At 41.5% G+C, this 15,949-nt stretch carries 17 protein-coding genes; 4 read left to right on the forward strand and 13 right to left on the reverse strand.

Annotated features, from left to right (window positions below; all coding sequences use genetic code 11):
• The first annotated feature begins 28 nt into the window (after positions 1-28).
• Together ftsZ and H153_RS0105150 are read left to right on the forward strand one after the other, a co-directional pair.
• Positions 29-1,129, forward strand: a complete 1,101-nt coding sequence (ftsZ, locus tag H153_RS0105145; protein ID WP_022847077.1) for a cell division protein FtsZ — start codon at positions 29-31, stop codon at positions 1,127-1,129.
• Positions 1,126-2,760 carry a radical SAM protein gene (locus tag H153_RS0105150; protein ID WP_022847078.1) on the forward strand — a complete coding sequence of 545 codons (1,635 nt, stop codon included), beginning with the start codon at positions 1,126-1,128 and terminating at the stop codon, positions 2,758-2,760. Before ftsZ ends, H153_RS0105150 begins: the two co-directional genes overlap by 4 nt.
• On the opposite strand, the gene H153_RS0105155 is transcribed toward H153_RS0105150, so the two are convergent.
• The 4 genes from H153_RS0105155 to hisI are packed head-to-tail and all read right to left on the reverse strand — an operon-like array spanning position 2,761 to position 4,912.
• Positions 2,761-3,477, reverse strand: coding sequence for a hypothetical protein (locus tag H153_RS0105155; protein WP_022847079.1), 717 nt, complete (start codon positions 3,475-3,477; stop codon positions 2,761-2,763).
• Positions 3,455-4,252, reverse strand: a complete 798-nt coding sequence (locus tag H153_RS0105160; protein WP_022847080.1) for a Nif3-like dinuclear metal center hexameric protein — start codon at positions 4,250-4,252, stop codon at positions 3,455-3,457. The genes H153_RS0105155 and H153_RS0105160 overlap by 23 nt, the downstream gene beginning before the upstream one ends.
• A 10-nt stretch (positions 4,253-4,262) precedes the next feature.
• A complete protein-coding gene (gene hisE / locus H153_RS0105165; protein WP_027720032.1) occupies positions 4,263-4,550 on the reverse strand; it encodes a phosphoribosyl-ATP diphosphatase in 288 nt (95 codons plus the stop codon).
• Entirely contained in the window at positions 4,547-4,912 is a 366-nt protein-coding gene (gene hisI / locus H153_RS0105170) for a phosphoribosyl-AMP cyclohydrolase (RefSeq protein WP_231378250.1), read from the reverse strand. Before hisI ends, hisE begins: the two co-directional genes overlap by 4 nt.
• A gap of 130 nt (positions 4,913-5,042) precedes the next feature.
• On the opposite strand from hisI, the gene H153_RS0105175 reads away from it, so the two are divergent.
• Complete coding sequence (locus H153_RS0105175; RefSeq protein ID WP_022847081.1) at positions 5,043-6,254, forward strand: aspartate kinase; 1,212 nt, start codon at positions 5,043-5,045, stop codon at positions 6,252-6,254.
• 81 nt (positions 6,255-6,335) lie between these two features.
• Positions 6,336-7,934 (forward strand): citramalate synthase, encoded by a 1,599-nt coding sequence (gene cimA / locus H153_RS0105180; protein WP_022847082.1) that lies wholly within the window; start codon positions 6,336-6,338, stop codon positions 7,932-7,934.
• 28 nt (positions 7,935-7,962) lie between these two features.
• Here the strand turns inward: cimA and H153_RS0105185 are convergent, their stop codons facing one another.
• The 9 genes from H153_RS0105185 to H153_RS0105225 form a co-directional block, all read right to left on the reverse strand.
• Positions 7,963-9,261 carry an ammonium transporter gene (locus H153_RS0105185; RefSeq protein WP_022847083.1) on the reverse strand — a complete coding sequence of 433 codons (1,299 nt, stop codon included), beginning with the start codon at positions 9,259-9,261 and terminating at the stop codon, positions 7,963-7,965.
• Positions 9,262-9,421: 160 nt separating this feature from the next.
• Positions 9,422-10,735 carry an ammonium transporter gene (locus H153_RS09375; RefSeq protein ID WP_022847084.1) on the reverse strand — a complete coding sequence of 438 codons (1,314 nt, stop codon included), beginning with the start codon at positions 10,733-10,735 and terminating at the stop codon, positions 9,422-9,424.
• 23 nt (positions 10,736-10,758) lie between these two features.
• Positions 10,759-11,100, reverse strand: coding sequence for a P-II family nitrogen regulator (locus H153_RS0105195; RefSeq protein ID WP_022847085.1), 342 nt, complete (start codon positions 11,098-11,100; stop codon positions 10,759-10,761).
• Positions 11,101-11,254: 154 nt separating this feature from the next.
• Complete coding sequence (locus H153_RS0105200) at positions 11,255-12,184, reverse strand: hypothetical protein (RefSeq protein WP_022847086.1); 930 nt, start codon at positions 12,182-12,184, stop codon at positions 11,255-11,257.
• On the reverse strand, positions 12,185-12,568 hold the full coding sequence (locus H153_RS0105205; RefSeq protein WP_022847087.1) for a hotdog domain-containing protein: 384 nt from the start codon (positions 12,566-12,568) through the stop codon (positions 12,185-12,187). It lies immediately after the preceding gene.
• The gene (gene fmt, locus H153_RS0105210; RefSeq protein WP_027720034.1) at positions 12,565-13,512 is read right to left on the reverse strand and encodes a methionyl-tRNA formyltransferase; all 948 of its coding nucleotides are present in this window, start codon (positions 13,510-13,512) and stop codon (positions 12,565-12,567) included. The genes H153_RS0105205 and fmt overlap by 4 nt, the downstream gene beginning before the upstream one ends.
• 48 nt (positions 13,513-13,560) lie before the next feature.
• Positions 13,561-14,241 carry a SprT family zinc-dependent metalloprotease gene (locus tag H153_RS0105215; protein WP_022847089.1) on the reverse strand — a complete coding sequence of 227 codons (681 nt, stop codon included), beginning with the start codon at positions 14,239-14,241 and terminating at the stop codon, positions 13,561-13,563.
• Positions 14,225-15,154, reverse strand: a complete 930-nt coding sequence (locus H153_RS0105220; RefSeq protein WP_022847090.1) for an ABC transporter ATP-binding protein — start codon at positions 15,152-15,154, stop codon at positions 14,225-14,227. The genes H153_RS0105215 and H153_RS0105220 overlap by 17 nt, the downstream gene beginning before the upstream one ends.
• Entirely contained in the window at positions 15,151-15,948 is a 798-nt protein-coding gene (locus H153_RS0105225; RefSeq protein ID WP_022847091.1) for an ABC transporter permease, read from the reverse strand. The genes H153_RS0105220 and H153_RS0105225 overlap by 4 nt, the downstream gene beginning before the upstream one ends.
• Position 15,949: the final 1 nt, after the last annotated feature.

Raw genomic sequence — 15,949 nt, forward strand, 5'->3', positions numbered from 1 at the left:
TGACAAGAACACAAAGTGGAGGTTTTAGATGTTTGACATAGCAGAAGAAAGCTTCTTAGGACCAGTTATAAAGGTAATAGGTGTGGGAGGCGGTGGTGGCAACGCCGTATCACGAATGTTTGAGAACGGTATAGAAGGCGTTGATTTCGTCGTTGTTAATACAGATGCCCAGGTTCTTTCAAAATCACCAATACCTATAAAAGTTCAAATAGGTGAGAAGTTAACAAAAGGGTTAGGCGCCGGTGGAAAGCCTGAAATCGGCGAGCAGGCGGCACTTGAAGACGAACCAAAAATAAGAGAGGTCCTTGAAGGTGCAGATATGGTGTTTATCACCGCAGGAATGGGCGGTGGAACAGGAACAGGTGCAGCGCCAATAGTTGCAAAAATAGCAAAAGACATGGGCATCCTCACTGTTGGCGTAGTGACAAGACCTTTCGACTTTGAAGGAAGAAAACGCCACGAATACGCAGAGCAGGGCATAAGAAGACTGAAGGAGTTTGTTGATACACTTATGGTTGTTCCTAACCAAAAACTTTTAACAGTTGCACCAAAAGATATGAGCATACTTAACGCATTTAAACTTGCAGACAACGTTCTCTACCAAGCTGTTAAAGGCATAACAGAAGTCATAACAAGACCTGGACTCATAAACCTTGACTTTGCAGACGTAAAAGCTGTAATGCACAGCGGTGGTTACGCGTTGATGGGAACAGGTGAAGCAAGTGGAGAAGACAGAGCACTTACAGCTGCAAGAAAGGCAATTGATAACCCGCTTCTTGAAAACGTTCAAGTTGAAGGAGCAAGCAGAATTCTTGTAAACATAACAGGTGGAACAGATCTTACACTTGACGAAGCTTACGCTGCTGCAGGACTTATTAAAGAGAGAGCAAAGAGGGATGATACAAACTTCTACTTTGGTGTAACCCTCGATGAATCCCTTGAAGATTCTATACAGGTTACTGTAATAGCAACCGGATTTGATGAAAAAGGAAGGCCTACATTCCCACCAGGATTCACGGCAGCAACCACTTCCACATCATTTGGAAGTAAAAGAGAACCTGAAGAAGAAATCATAGATTTAAACATTGACATAGCAAGTCTTTTAGAACAACTTAAAGACGAAGAGTGATTGAGTTAAACGCTTTATGTAATCACCTGCAGGTCAAAAAGACAGACCTGCAGGTTTGTCTTATCTATCCGGGCGATGCTTTTTCAGGATTTTCAAGCCTTGCCCTTTCCAACATCTATTCCAACCTCAACGCTATCGACGGTATCTCATGTGATATTGGATTTGGCTCTCACAGGACCAGTTTTTTTCTTGACAAACCTTTTAAAGAGTTTGACATTTTAGCATTCTCAATAACATACGAGGAACATCTATTTGACGTAATAAAAACACTTACAAACTGGAAAATAGAACCGGACAGAGAAAAAAGAGAAGAAGCACCCTTAATCTTTGCTGGTGGTATAGGCGTTTTCTACAATCCCGCTCCCTTCCTGCCACTATTTGACATAATATACTTAGGCGAAGCAGAAGAGAGAATAGAAAATATATTCAGAAAACTTGCAGGCAAAAAAAATAAAAAACAATTAATTGGAATCATGTCTGAGTTTGACAACATCATCGTTTCTCAAAACTACTCTTTCAAGTACAAAAATGACCGGGTAGAGGACTTTAAAGGCGCCGTCAAAAAGATATTCCGGTCAAAAGAGTATTCAAAACGCCTCTCATGCTCCTGCTTCATAACAGAAGAAACCGCCTTCAAAAACATGGTTCTCATAGAGTTAAGCAGAGGCTGTCCTGAAAAGTGTCGCTTCTGTGTTGCCCAGGCAATGGGACTTCCATATAGAGAAAAAGAGATAGAACTCGTAGAAAAAGAAATCATTGCAGCATCAAGAATAACGAACAGAGTTGGACTGATAGGAACAGCTGTAACCGATTACTCAGAAATGGAAAAACTCTATGCTATCCTAAAAAAATACAACATGAAGGCCTCCTTTTCGTCCCTGAGAGTCTCTTCAACTTTAGATTACGTGTTAAAGATAGTAAAAGAATCACGGCAGAAAACGGTAACCATTGCGCCAGAAGCTGGAAGAGAAGAAAAGCGAATGGCACTGAATAAAAAAGTGACAGACCGGGAATTTTTCAAATTCTGCAGGAAACTCTTTGAAAACGGAGTTGAAAATCTCAAACTTTACTTTCTTATAGGAATTCCAAATGAAACAGAAGAGGACATAGAAGCAATAGCCTCAATGACATCAGAATTCAGAAAGATAGCCATGGAATTCTGGAAAGAACGGAAAAGAACAGGAAAGATAAGTTTAAGCGTAAACCCCGTAATACCCAAACCATTTACGCCAATGCAGTGGTTTGGAATGCCACTTAAAAGCCAGATAGACAAAAAGATACGAAACTTAGGAAAACTGATCAAAAAGATACCTAACGTTGAATTCACGTTTGAAAACACAAGAAACGCTATTATTCAGGCAGTAATTTCTCGGGGCGATGACAGAATCGGAATAGCAGCAATAAATACGGTAAAGAATAGCCTTAACTTTAAAAGAGCGCTTAAAGAGTTAAACCTGAAAATTGACAACCTTTACACGAGAGAACGAGAAAAGGACGAACTCTTCCCCTGGGAAATCGTCGACAGCGGAATAAAGAGAAACTATCTATGGAAAGAGTATCAAAAAATATACACAGGTGAACCTTCACCTGTTTGCTTTAAAGGGTGCAAAGCGTGCGGACTGTGCAAATAATTACCTAAGCTTTATTACAAACCTTCCACAATAGGGACACCTTGTCCTTCCGGGTTCAAGCTCTCTTAAAAGAGAGGCAAATTCTGCAGATGAATAGGCCATACCACACCCTTCACAGGCACCAGAAGATATATCAGAAAAGACAAGGCCGTTGTATTTTTCCTTAAGGTTTTCATACTCTCTGCATACATCATCGGGCAACGTTTCTCTAATAGAAAGAGCCTTATTCTCAAGTTCTGAAATCCGCTCTTTCTGCTCTTTAATACTTCTCTCTGTTTCCTTTAACTCTCCTTCCGTCTTTTCAATAGCCTCTTTCAAAAATTTCCTTTCCGTCTTTGACTCTTCAACAAGCTCATCAAGCTCTACCTGCAATCTGGCAAGTTCCGAATTCGCCCTTATTATCTCATCTTCAGTCTTGGCTATCTGTCTGAGAATCTCTTTAAAACTCTTCCTGCTTGTAGCATGTTCCCTCTGTTTTTGAAGCCCCTTTAATCTATCCTGCTTGTAAAGGACAAAATTCTTTAAATCCTCTATCTCTGCCCTGACTCTGTTAATTCTGTCTTCTAACAAAAAAAGTCTTTTTCTAAACTCTTCCTGCTTCTTTAACAGATCTCTTTTTCTTTTCTTTAACTGACTTAAATGATTCCTTTCTCTTAGAATTTCAATTTCAACATTCTGAAGTTCTAAAAGCTTATCAAGAACGGTAGATACGTTCATCGGACACCTCAAACGGCGATTTTTCAGATTCAGCATCGAGGAAAGTTATTTCGGGAAATCGTTCTTTCAAGGCTTTAATAATTTTTTCACTAAAAAGCTTTTCCGTTCCAAAATGACCCGCATCAAAAACGGTAAGTCCTAACATAACTGCAAGTTCAGCATCGTGATACTTCACATCACCTGTAACATAAAACTCACTCACAGCTGCGGCATTCTCAATAAGAGAACCGCCACTTCCGGAGCAGACAGAAACTTTCCTGACAACCTTTTCCGGCTCATAATTGATAACCCTACGAACATCAAGGGGAAGGAAATTACATAACCTCTTCACCAATTCCTTTTGAGGTATTGGCTCAATCTCACCCACAAGACCGTAAGGGGGTACACCCTGTTGAACAACAAGGGGCATTGTATTCTTAAGCCCCATTTTCTCTGCAATAATAGCCGTTGGGCCGAAAGGAGAAACATCAAGATTGGTATGCATCGAATAAACAGGGATACCTTCTTTTATTAGAGTGAGGTAAAACTTTTCTGGAACACTGCTTTCATCAATAAATTTAACAGGGGAAATTGTAACCGGATGATGAGTAATAATCATATCCACCTTTTTTTCCACTGCCTCTTTAACAACAGAATCGCTGATAGATAGTGCAAAAAGTATCCTGTTTACCTCTTTCTCAAAACCTATCTGAATACCGCTGTTATCCCAGGAATCCTGCATTCCTTCGGGAACTACTGTTTTTAAAAATTCAACGACTCTTCTAAATGACGCCATAACAGCCTCTCTACTTCATTCTTCTCTCAAGCTCAACAGCCACATCATCAAGTGTTACACCCTTTTCAACCATAGCTACGAAAAGGTGATAGAGTAAATCTGAGGTTTCATAAACTATCTCTTTCCTGCTACCCGATTTAAACGCAAGTATGGCCTCTATCGCCTCTTCACCTACCTTTTGAAGAATTCTATCCTCCCCTTTCTTAAACAGAGAAGCTGTATAAGAACCTTCCGGGAGCGTTCTCTTTCTTTCTTCAATAATCTCATAAAGCTTTTCAAAAACCTCGCAAAATCTCATCTCTCATCTCCCTCTGCAAGCGTTCTGTAAAAACAACTCCAGTTTCCTGTATGGCAGGCTACACCCGTCTGTTCAACAATGTAAAGGAGCGTATCCTCATCGCAATCAATCAGAACACTCTTAACCTTTTGAACGTGTCCTGAAGTTTTCCCCTTCATCCACAACTCATTTCTACTTCGGGAAAAGTAATGGGCAAAACCTGTTTTAAGCGTTTCCTCAACAGCTTTCCTATTAGCATAAGCAACCATCAAAACATCCTTCGTTTTGGCATCCTGAACAACAACTGGAACAAGACCGTTTCCCTTATCAAAATTTATCTTCTCTAAAAGCTCTCTATTAACCTTTATATCACACCTCCACAAACATGCCTTCTATTGAAAAGACTATTTTAACCTAATTTAATGGTAAATCTACCTGCATCGCTAAAAATTTAGATAGAAATTTTGTATCATAAAGGTTAATTTTCACGAAACCTACATGGAGGTTCATTAAGTGCTGGTAGTCCAGAAATTCGGCGGAACATCAATGGGAAACATAGAGAGGATAAAACACGTGGCTTCGAGAGTGATAGAAGAAAAAGCTAAAGGCAACGATGTTGTTGTGGTTGTCTCAGCAATGGCAGGAGAAACCGACAGGCTGATAAAGCTTGTAAAAGAGATAACACCAGAACCAAACGAAAGAGACATGGATTTTGTCGTCGCAACAGGCGAACAGGTATCTGCAGGACTTCTGTCAATCACATTAAACAGTCTTGGATACCATGCTGTTTCTCTAACAGGATGGCAGGCAGGAATAAAAACAGACACCGCATTCACAAAAGCAAGAATTCTTGACATAAATGTCGAAAGGATAAAAGAACATCTAAAAAACGGAAAAATTGTTGTTATAACGGGATTTCAGGGAATAACAGAAACAGGAGAGATAACAACACTTGGAAGAGGTGGTTCAGACACATCTGCTGTTGCTATAGCCGCAGCGCTTAACGCTGACAGGTGCGACATTTACACAGATGTTGACGGCGTTTACACAGCAGACCCAAGAATCGTCGAAAATGCCCAAAAGATAGATGAAATATCTTACGAAGAGATGTTAGAACTTGCCTCTCTTGGTGCAAAGGTTCTTCAAATAAGGTCTGTAGAATTTGCAATGAAGTATAAAGTTCCGCTTAGAGTCCGCTGCACATTTACAACCGACGAAGGAACGCTCATAAAGGAGGAAGATGAAGAGATGGAAAAGGTCGTTGTAAGAGGCATAGCTCACAATAAAAACGAGGCAAGAATAACCGTAGAAAGGGTTCCTGACAGGCCAGGAATCGCTGCCAAGCTATTTGAAGCCCTTGCAGAAGCTAACATTCCAGTTGATATGATAGTTCAAAACGTTTCTGTTGACGGATACACCGACATATCTTTCACGGTTGATAAAAACGACCTATCAAAGGCAGAAAAGATAACAGAAGCCGTCGCAAAAGAAATTAACGCGAGAGGAGTAATAACAGACGACAGGATAGCAAAGGTATCTATTGTTGGACTGGGTATGAGAAACCACGCAGGTGTAGCGGGAAAGGTTTTCGATACGCTTGCCAAGTACGGTATAAACATCTTAATGATATCAACATCAGAGATCAAAATATCCTGTATCATAGAAGAGAAATTCACAGAACTTGCCGTAAGAGTCCTCCACGAAGCATTCCACCTTGATAAATAACTTTCATTTAAATAATATTAAATATCACCACCCTGGCGGCTTAGAAGCCGCCGTTAAATATTTTCCGCAAGGGGTAAAAAGATGGTCTATATCTACGATACAACTTTAAGAGACGGCGCACAGGGAAAAGGTGTCTCGTTCTCTTTAGAAGACAAACTAAGAATAACAATGGCACTTGACGATTTAGGCATTCATTACATAGAGGGGGGCTGGCCTGGTTCAAATCCAAAAGACATGGCATATTTTGAAGAGGTAAAAAAAATAAAACTTAAGAACGCCAAAATCGTCGCATTTTCATCAACAAAAAGAGCAAAAATTAAGATAGAAGACGACAAAAATATACAAACACTCATAGAAGCTGAAACCCCGGCAATAACAGTATTTGGAAAAAGCTGGGATTTACACGTTAAAGAAGCATTAAGGATACCTCTTGAAGAAAACTTAGAACTTATCTTTGACACGATATCCTATCTAAAAAAATATACAGATGAGGTCTTCTTTGACGCAGAACACTTTTTTGACGGATTCAAAGACAATCCCGAATACTCACTAAAAGCATTAAAAGCAGCAGAAGAAGCCGGTGCCGACTGTATTGTCCTTGCAGACACAAACGGCGGAACACTCTGGTACGAAACAGAAGAAATAATAGAAAAGGTAAAAAAAGAAATCAATGCACCTCTTGGAATTCACGCCCACAACGATTCAGACATGGCGGTGGTTAACTCACTGATAGCTGTTAGAAAGGGCGCCATACAGGTTCAAGGAACGATAAACGGTCTCGGTGAAAGAACAGGAAACGCAAATCTCTGCTCTATCATCCCAAACCTGGTTCTTAAAATGGGAATAGAAGCCATAAGCAGAGAAAATCTCAAAAAACTCTACTCTGTATCACGCCTTGTTTCAGAGCTTTCGAACAGACCCCATCCTGAAAATCTACCATTCGTGGGAGACAGCGCTTTTGCACATAAAGCCGGTGTTCACGTATCAGCCGTTGAGAAAAATCCAAGAACTTACGAACACATCAATCCTGAACTCGTCGGTAACAAACGACAGATAATGGTATCTGAACTTTCCGGAAGGAGCAACATTATAAACAAGGCAAAAGAGCTCGGCATAGAGCTTTCAAAAGATTCACCAGCCGTTAAAAAGGTTCTTGAAAAGATAAAATACCTTGAGTCTCAAGGATACCAGTTTGAAGGAGCTGAAGCCTCATTTGAAATCCTCCTCAAAGAAGCTCTTGGACAGACAAAGAAATATTTTGAACTTAAAGGATTCAGAGTCCTAACTGAAAAACGGTCTGAAAGTGAAGAGGCCTACGCAGAGGCAACGATAAAGGTTGAAATTCCTGAAGAAATCGCCAAAGAAAAAGGACTTAAAGAGAGAGTTGAACATACGGCTGCAGACGGAAGAGGTCCAGTTGAAGCATTAGACAAGGCTCTGAGAAAAGCTCTTGAAAAGTTCTATCCAAACTTAAAAGAGGTAAAACTCACAGACTACAAAGTTAGAATCCTTAACGAAACTGCTGGAACAGAAGCATCTCCCCGTGTCCTCATAGAATCAACGGATGGAAAAGATAAGTGGGGAACTGTTGGCGTCTCACCTAACATCATAGAAGCATCCTGGCTGGCACTTATAGACGCCATAAAATACAAACTGATGAAAGACGAAGAAAACAAATAAAAAAGGGGGCTTTAAGCCCCCTTTATATTTATTCAAGCTCAAACGCTCTCTCACCGTGGATAGACTTATCAAGTCCATCGTACTCCTGCTCATCATCAACTCTGAGTCCACCGGTGATGGCCTTAACAACAGAACCGATAATAAACGTAACGATACCAGCATAAAGAGTAACAGCAATAACAGAAATAAGCTGAACAACTACCTGATGAGGATTACCAAAGAAAAGACCTGCTTTCCCGCTCATTGAAGGATTGGCAAAAAGTCCAGTAGCAATAGCTCCCCACATTCCACAGAGACCATGAACCCCAAAAGCATCAAGTGAATCATCATATCCAAGTTTTGGTTTGAGAATCGCAACGCCAAAATAACCAACAATTGCTGACGTAATACCAATAATCAGGGCTCCAATGATACCTACAAAACCTGCCGCCGGTGTAATACCTACAAGTCCTGCAACAACACCAGAAACAATACCAAGAACTGTAGGATGACCGTCTCTCATCCACTCAATAATCATCCATGTGATAGCACCCATAGCGGCAGCTGTATTTGTTGTAATAAGAGCAAGAGCTGCTGACTGATTTGCAGCAAGCGCTGAACCACCGTTAAATCCGAACCAGCCGAACCAGAGAAGACCTACACCAAGAGCTGTAAGAGCAATACTTGAAGGGAACATCGCCGTTTTTCCGTAACCTTTTCTCTTACCTACAAGGTAAGCCAGAACAAGACCTGAAATACCTGCATTGATGTGAATTACAGCACCACCTGCAAAATCAAGGGCATCCATTTTCAAAAGCCAACCACCGTCACCCCACACCCAATGGGCAATAGGTGCATAAACAAAAATTATCCAGAGAGCTGAAAAGATTGCCCAGGAAGAAAACTTCATTCTTTCAATTACAGAACCACTAACAATGGCCACCGCAATACCGGCAAATGCCATCTGGAAAGACACAAAAAGAAGTGCGGGAATCGTTCCAGAAACATCGTTAACACCAATACCGGAAAGGAAGAGATGGTTTAAACCGCCTATAAATCCACCAATATCCTTACCAAAAGCGAGAGAGTAACCTATAACAACCCACACAACACTTGCAACAGCATAAGCTATGTAGCTCATACCAATTGTGTTAAGAACGTTTTTGACCCTTGCCATACCGGCGTAAAACATTGCAAGGCCAGCCGGGGTCATCATTACAACAAGAGCAGTAGCAATGAGCAACCACGCGGTATCACCATGATTGATACCGTTACCTGCAAACGCAGGCGTTGAAAGTACCAGTGCCAGCAGCGCACCTTTTAACAGACTGGCTTTTCCTGTCTTCATACCCTTACCTCCTACAAAAGTTTTAAAATCCTGCAAAATGTAGTAAAATTCATATGCCCTTCGCGCTTCAAGGTAAGGGGCATCGGTGCCGTGGCAGCGGCACCGATGCCGGACAGAAAAAGCCAGCGGTAAGTCGTAAGCGGCTTACCTGCTGGCACTCTTATGCAACAATTTTACCCTCCTTTTTTGCCTTTTCATAAGCTGTTGCAGGTACCGGATCTTCAAAATGGTAAGCTCTTAAGTGGTGTTCTGTAATGTCAAGACCTTCCTGCTCCCACTCAACAGGAACCCTGAGTCCACCTGCAAAGAACCCTGCAATCTTAGCAGCAATGTATCCTACAACCACGCCGTAAACCAGACAAAGAACTACTGCAACTATTTGCCATCCAAGATTAACGCCTCCGAGACCACCAAAAGCTTTCATACCAAATACACCTGCAAGTATAGCACCTGTTGCACCGCCCCCAAAGTGAACAGGGAATATACCGCAAGAATCATCAATTCCGAGTTTTTCAATAAGAGAGAAAACTATAGGCACCTGAGCACCTGCAACAAGTCCTATGACAAGAGCTCCAAAAGGACTTACAACATTAGTTCCAGCGCAGATAGCAACAAGTCCTGCAAGGAAACCGTTAGCTGTTGCAAGAGGATCAAAGTGAGAAACGACCATAGCAGATATAGCACCTGCACACATAGCCATTGTTGTTGTTACAGCAACAAGACCCGAAACATCTTTCAAAAAGATGGAACTACCAACGTTAAATCCGTACCATCCAAAGGCGAGACAGAAAGCACCAAAAATTGCCATCGGAACATCGTGACCGGGAATTGGAACCGGTATTCTTTTTCCATCTTTAATCTTGAACCTTCCAATCCTTGGTCCAAGGGCAATTATGGCACCGAGTCCTATCGCACCTCCAAGAGCGTGAACGTTCAGGCTTCCTGCATAGTCATGGTAAGGAATTATATTGGCACCCCAGGGGCCAAGATGAACCCAGATAGGGTAGAGAAGTCCGGTAACGATTACTGAAAGAAAAACATAAGCAAGGAAGTTTATCCTTTCTGCCACTCCACCTGAAATAATTGTCGCAGTGGTGGCACAAAATACAAGCCCGAAGAACCACTCAGCCATCACAAGACCATTGTGAGAAGAACTTGCTGCAGCATCAAACACATGTTTGTACCATGCAGCCCAGTCACTAAATCCCAATCCGTAGGTAGCGATACAGTAACCGACAAAGAGCCAGAGAGGACCACCGACCATAAAGTCGAGGATGTTCTTCATCATAACGTTGTTAACGTTTTTAGTCCTGGCCTGTCCTCCCTCAAGCATTGCGAAGCCCCACTGCATAATAAACACCAGGGCACCCATTACGACAAGGTAGAAAACGTCTGAAGCATCGGAAAAGTGCTTCAGGTTTTCCACCAGCCCCGAAAGGGCATTCACATTCTGAAACAGTTCGGCTGTCGCCATTTTCCTACCTCCCAACCAGAAGTTTATTGTAAGACGGTTTCTCCCCTTTCACCCGTCCTGACTCTAATTGCGTCTTCAACAGGAATAACAAAGACCTTTCCGTCACCAATTCGCCCCGTTCTTGCAGACTCAACTATTACTTCCACAACCTTCTCAACAAGCGTATCCGGAACAACTACAGTGATTCTCACCTTAGGAATAAAGTCAATAACATACTCGGCACCTCTATAAAGCTCAGCGTGTCCCTTCTGCTTACCAAAACCCCTTACCTCTTCAACGGTCATACCTTTCACTCCAATAGCCATAAGAGCATCCTTTACAGCTTCGATCTTAAAAGGCTTTATGATGGCCTCAATCTTTTTCATGCTGTCCTCCAGGCATATTCTGACCTTTCGTAAAGAAAAAAGCAATCTCTATGCCAGGAAGCAGAGGGAACAAAAGATAAGCAGGAGATTATCTGTACCTTAGATGTTTGAAAAAGATGACTCGTTTTTAGACATTTAGAGAAACAAACTGCACTTATTTTGTGCAACAACCATTCTGAAGGCGAGAACCTATATATATAAGAAAATCAAAGAGGAGAAAAAGCCTGAGAAAATTCTCTTTAGAACCAAATTTTACAGAAATTCCATGCATAACAGCGTTCCGGTTCAACCTTCCGTCATCTTCAAAATCAACAAACTTAACCCAGTCAAATACTTGTGGAACCCTTCCATCGCCCGTAAGGTTTTCTGTTATAAGCTTTAAAGCATATTGTATCGTTATAAACTTTCTGTTCCTCTTTCTTATTAGAGACTCTATATCTGACTCCAATGGATTATTCTTAACAAATATTTCCCACACAACTCCTTCTATCTGAACAAAGAGACCGTAAATAGAAAGCTCCAAGAAGCCGGAAAAGAAAGTCTGCAAAATCTCCTCTAAAATGTGATAACGGAAAGTAAGAAAACCAAGATTTTTATAGCTGTTAAACCGCTCCCTCAAATAATGTTCTTTAAGAAAATCTTTGAAAGAATCAAAAGGTCTTCCACCTCTATAAGCTCTTACAGCATAGGGTGGAACAATCCATCCCAATGTTACAAGCTGCCTGACTCTGGAAACAGAACCTGCTTCAACAAGGTAATCAGCAATGGCTTTAGAAAGGAGGACTTCAAGCTCTTTACGCCAATTTTCTATCTTATGCGTCCACTCCTTCTCAACCTTTGCTCTAAAGTAAGAACGAAAAGCCTTCCTTAAAGCATTATAGATGTTTTTGCTTCCTGAAAGGGAAAAGTAGGGCTCAAGGTTGTTCTCTTTGACAATTCTTAAAATTATCTCTTCATGGTTTAACGTCTTAAAATCCCTTCTGGAGAGATTCCCACCTTTCATCTCTTTCAAAAGGGCAAAAAGGAACTCTCTGGCACTCCCTTCCTTCTCCGCCTTTTTAAAAATCTCTTCAGTTACCTTCATTTACCTTTCCAGAACGTGCTTTTCAGGCACTATTGCCACAAACTCTCCATCAAAAACGACATCCTCCCCTTTCTTAACCTTAACTATCACTTTATACTTTTTGCCCCTTGATTCAACAACAGAGGCAACGGCCCTTAATCTATCCCCAACCTTAACAGGCTTCAAAAATCTAACAGAGGCAGCACCTAAAACAACATTGGGGTGGTTAACGGCAAGCATCGCAGCATAATCGGCAAGACCAAAAATAAAACCACCGTGGACAAGGCCCTTCTCGTCTGCCGCCATCTCTTCAGTAACTTCAAGAACAACCTCTGCCATGTTTTCAGCAACTTTTACGGGTTCACCACACAGATGCTTGTTGATCTTTTTGTGAGTATTAATCATCTCCCCTCCCCCAAACGATCTCCCGTTTTCAACCTGTAACCTCTGACAAAGTCATCGGCATTCATCTCTCTCTTTCCTTCAGGCTTCACCTTTAAAACCTTTAAAACACCTTTACCGGTCCCCACATAAAACCCTTCTCTATCAACATCCATCACAACACCAGGTTCACCATGACCTTCAACAGGTAAGGCTTTCGTAATCTTAAGAAGTTTCCCTTTAAAGTGTGTAAAAGCAGAAGGCCACGGCGTAAAAGCCCTTACTTTATTAAATATATTCTCAACATCATCCCGCCAGTCAATTCGGCCATCTTCCTTTTTAATCTGAGTGCAGTAGGTAGCCTTACTATCATCTTGCGGTACCGGTTTTAACTTACCAGAAGCAATGAGAGGAAGAGCCTTAACAAGCAACCTGCCACCAATTTTTGCAAGCCTGTCGTGGAGCGTCTGGGCAGTATCGTCAAGAGAAATGGAAGTCTCTTCCTGAATGTAGATATCACCTGAATCAAGTTTTTCTGTTATCTTCATAATAGTTACGCCTGTTTTCGCATCACCATTTAAGAGAGCAGACTGAATAGGAGAAGCACCTCTATACCTTGGAAGCAGGGAAGCGTGAACGTTCACAGGTGCAATTTTCGGTATCTCAAGAAGTTCTGAAGGAAGAATCTTTCCGTAAGCGGCAACGACTATAAAATCCGGTGAGATTGCTTTTAAACGATCCATCAATTCTTCATTTCCCTTAACTTTCAAAGGCTGAACAACCGGAATTCCATGACTTTCTGCAATAACCTTGACAGGTGGTGCCTTTAACCTCCTCCCCCTTCCCGCCGGTTTATCTGGTTGAGTAACGACCAGAGAAACGTTGAACATATCACTATCAAGTAATCCTTTAAGGGAAGGAACAGCAAAATCGGGTGTTCCCATAAAAACAACGTTAAACTTCTCCATAACCGTCTCCAAAAAAATTTATAATTGATAATTTATCCCAAAATTTGCTTACAAAACAAACTTCCACCCGTTAACCTTTAACCACCTGTCCCTCTCTCTAAAATCGGGAAGAAGTGATTCAACCAAATCCCAAAACCTCTTAGAATGGTTTTTCTCACGAATATGAGCAATTTCATGAACTACAACATAATCTATAATCTCTTCAGGAAGCATTAAAACCCTGTATGAAAAACAGAGGCCATTTTTCCTTGAACAGGACCCCCACCTCTTCTCAGCCCGTGTAATCTTCACACCTTTAAAACGAAAAATCTCACCTGTAAAAAACTCTACACGCCGAACAACATAAGGAAGTCCTACCTTTTTATACCAACTGATAAAAATGTCTCTTGCATGCTGCAGATAGCTGGAAGAAAGAAAAAACATTCCACCTCTTAACTCAAGTGGAAGATGAGAGCTCACTATCTTCAAAGGATAAGATTTGCCGAGGAAAAAGAAAGGAACACCGTTTTTAAAACCTCTTTTACCCAAATATCTTTTCCTTTCCCGAACCTTCCCAAGCTTACTAACTATCCAGGTTCTATGTTTAGAGACAAAGTTCTTAAGAGAATTAATAGAAACATCTTCTGGTGCTCTCACAAGAACATCACCGGAGGGGGTAACCTCTATAGAAACTGTCTTCCTGTTGCTCCTTACAACATTAATCCGAATATCTTCAATTCTCATCAACATTAAAACAGGCAACCTCTCTACCATTCACAATGACAGGTTCTGGAAGTTCCTTAAAGCATTTTTCTGAAGCTACCGGGCATCTTGGTGCAAAAGGACAACCTTCAACCTTTCTATCCTCAAGAGGGATATCTGGAATTGAGGTATCATGAATGTCGTACTTTGGAACACACGATATAAGAAGCCTCGTGTAAGGATGAACCGGCGAATGGAGAACCTTATCCTTCTCTCCCTTTTCCATAATTACGCCTTTGTACATAACTGCAACCTTATCGGCCACCTCATTCACAACACCCATATCGTGAGTAATGAGAAGCGTTGCCGTGTCAAACATTTCTTTCGTCTTATCTATCAATCCCAAAACCTTTTTCTGGGCAAGAACGTCAAGTGCGGTTGTCGGTTCGTCAAGAATAATGAGGCGAGGATTTAGAACAAGAGCAATAGCAAACATAACCCTCTGACGTTGGCCGCCGGAAAGCTCAAAAGGGAAAGAGTTAACCTTCTCAAACGGAAGGTCTATAAAATCAAAAAGTTCTTTTACTCTATTAAGGAGTTCTCCCTTAGAACGTTTAACACCATGAGCAGCAAACGTTTCAAAAAAGTGCTTCCTTACCTTAACGAGAGGATTAAGCGCGTTAAGGGGATCCTGAAATACCATACCTATCTCTTTTCCTCTAACCTTCCTCATTTCTCTTTCTTTAAGAGAAACAATCTCTCTTCCAGAAAGTTTAAATGAACCGTCTATCCTGCTACCCTTTGGAAGAAGCCTGATAAGTGCATGAGCTGTCGTTGACTTCCCACAACCACTTTCACCTACGAGAGCAAATACCTCTTTTTTCTCAATCTTAAACGAAACATTCCTAACTGCAACAAATCCATTGGGATACGTAATAGTCAAGCGGCTAACATCTATCATAGCTTTTCCTCTGAAAGGTAGTCTCCAATAAGAGCAAACCCAAGCACTGCAAGGAATATTGCAAGACCTGAAAAGACAAAACACCACCAGTAGTCCTGCAATATGTAGTGCTGCCCCGTTGAAAGGTCAGCTCCCCAGTCAGGTGTTGGTGGAGGAACACCAAGCCCAAGATAGGAAAGTCCTGCCTCTGTTAAAATAGCATCGCCTATTGAAAGTGCAAGAATACCTGCAAGCGTAGGTATTATAGGAAGCAAAACATAAACAAAAATTATTTTCCATAAAGGTACCTTAAAAACCTGAGCTGCCTCTACAAAAGGCTCCTTTTTAAGAGAGAGGACCTGATTTCTGACAAGTCTGAAATAGGTAGGAACAAAAGCAATGGCAATAGCTATTGCAACATTCCGTATCCCCTGTCCCAAAAACGCCGTAAACGTGATGGCAAGAAGCAGTCCCGGAAACGCATACATAGCATCCATCATGAGAACAAGAATTCTGTCAACAATACCGCCAAAAAAGCCGGATACAAGCCCCAGGAACGTACCTGCAGATACCCCTATCGCAACGGCAAGAAGAGAAACCAGAAGGGAAATCCTCGCACCGTAGAGAACCCTTGCAAAGATATCCCGCCCAAGGGCGTCCGTTCCGAAAATATGCTGCGGAGAAGGTGGCGAAAACGTTGCGTTTGAAATTGCAATTGGATCAACGGATGTAAAGTACGGGCCAAAAAGTGCAACTGCAATAAGCATAACAACAATAACTATTCCCAGGTAAAGCTGCATCTTTTTTAAACTCATC

The organism is Desulfurobacterium sp. TC5-1 (genome assembly GCF_000421485.1).
Classification (GTDB): domain Bacteria; phylum Aquificota; class Aquificia; order Desulfurobacteriales; family Desulfurobacteriaceae; genus Desulfurobacterium_A.

Coding starts and splice junctions, on each gene's coding strand:
- ftsZ (WP_022847077.1), top strand. CDS start 29: ATGTTTGACATAGCAGAAGAAAGCTTCTTAGGACCAGTTATAAAGGTA.
- H153_RS0105155 (WP_022847079.1), bottom strand. CDS start 3,477: ATGAACGTATCTACCGTTCTTGATAAGCTTTTAGAACTTCAGAATGTT.
- H153_RS0105160 (WP_022847080.1), bottom strand. CDS start 4,252: ATGGCGTCATTTAGAAGAGTCGTTGAATTTTTAAAAACAGTAGTTCCC.
- hisE (WP_027720032.1), bottom strand. CDS start 4,550: ATGAGATTTTGCGAGGTTTTTGAAAAGCTTTATGAGATTATTGAAGAA.
- cimA (WP_022847082.1), top strand. CDS start 6,336: ATGGTCTATATCTACGATACAACTTTAAGAGACGGCGCACAGGGAAAA.
- H153_RS0105185 (WP_022847083.1), bottom strand. CDS start 9,261: ATGAAGACAGGAAAAGCCAGTCTGTTAAAAGGTGCGCTGCTGGCACTG.
- H153_RS09375 (WP_022847084.1), bottom strand. CDS start 10,735: ATGGCGACAGCCGAACTGTTTCAGAATGTGAATGCCCTTTCGGGGCTG.
- H153_RS0105195 (WP_022847085.1), bottom strand. CDS start 11,100: ATGAAAAAGATTGAGGCCATCATAAAGCCTTTTAAGATCGAAGCTGTA.
- H153_RS0105200 (WP_022847086.1), bottom strand. CDS start 12,184: ATGAAGGTAACTGAAGAGATTTTTAAAAAGGCGGAGAAGGAAGGGAGT.
- H153_RS0105205 (WP_022847087.1), bottom strand. CDS start 12,568: ATGATTAATACTCACAAAAAGATCAACAAGCATCTGTGTGGTGAACCC.
- fmt (WP_027720034.1), bottom strand. CDS start 13,512: ATGGAGAAGTTTAACGTTGTTTTTATGGGAACACCCGATTTTGCTGTT.
- H153_RS0105215 (WP_022847089.1), bottom strand. CDS start 14,241: ATGTTGATGAGAATTGAAGATATTCGGATTAATGTTGTAAGGAGCAAC.
- H153_RS0105220 (WP_022847090.1), bottom strand. CDS start 15,154: ATGATAGATGTTAGCCGCTTGACTATTACGTATCCCAATGGATTTGTT.
- H153_RS0105225 (WP_022847091.1), bottom strand. CDS start 15,948: ATGAGTTTAAAAAAGATGCAGCTTTACCTGGGAATAGTTATTGTTGTT.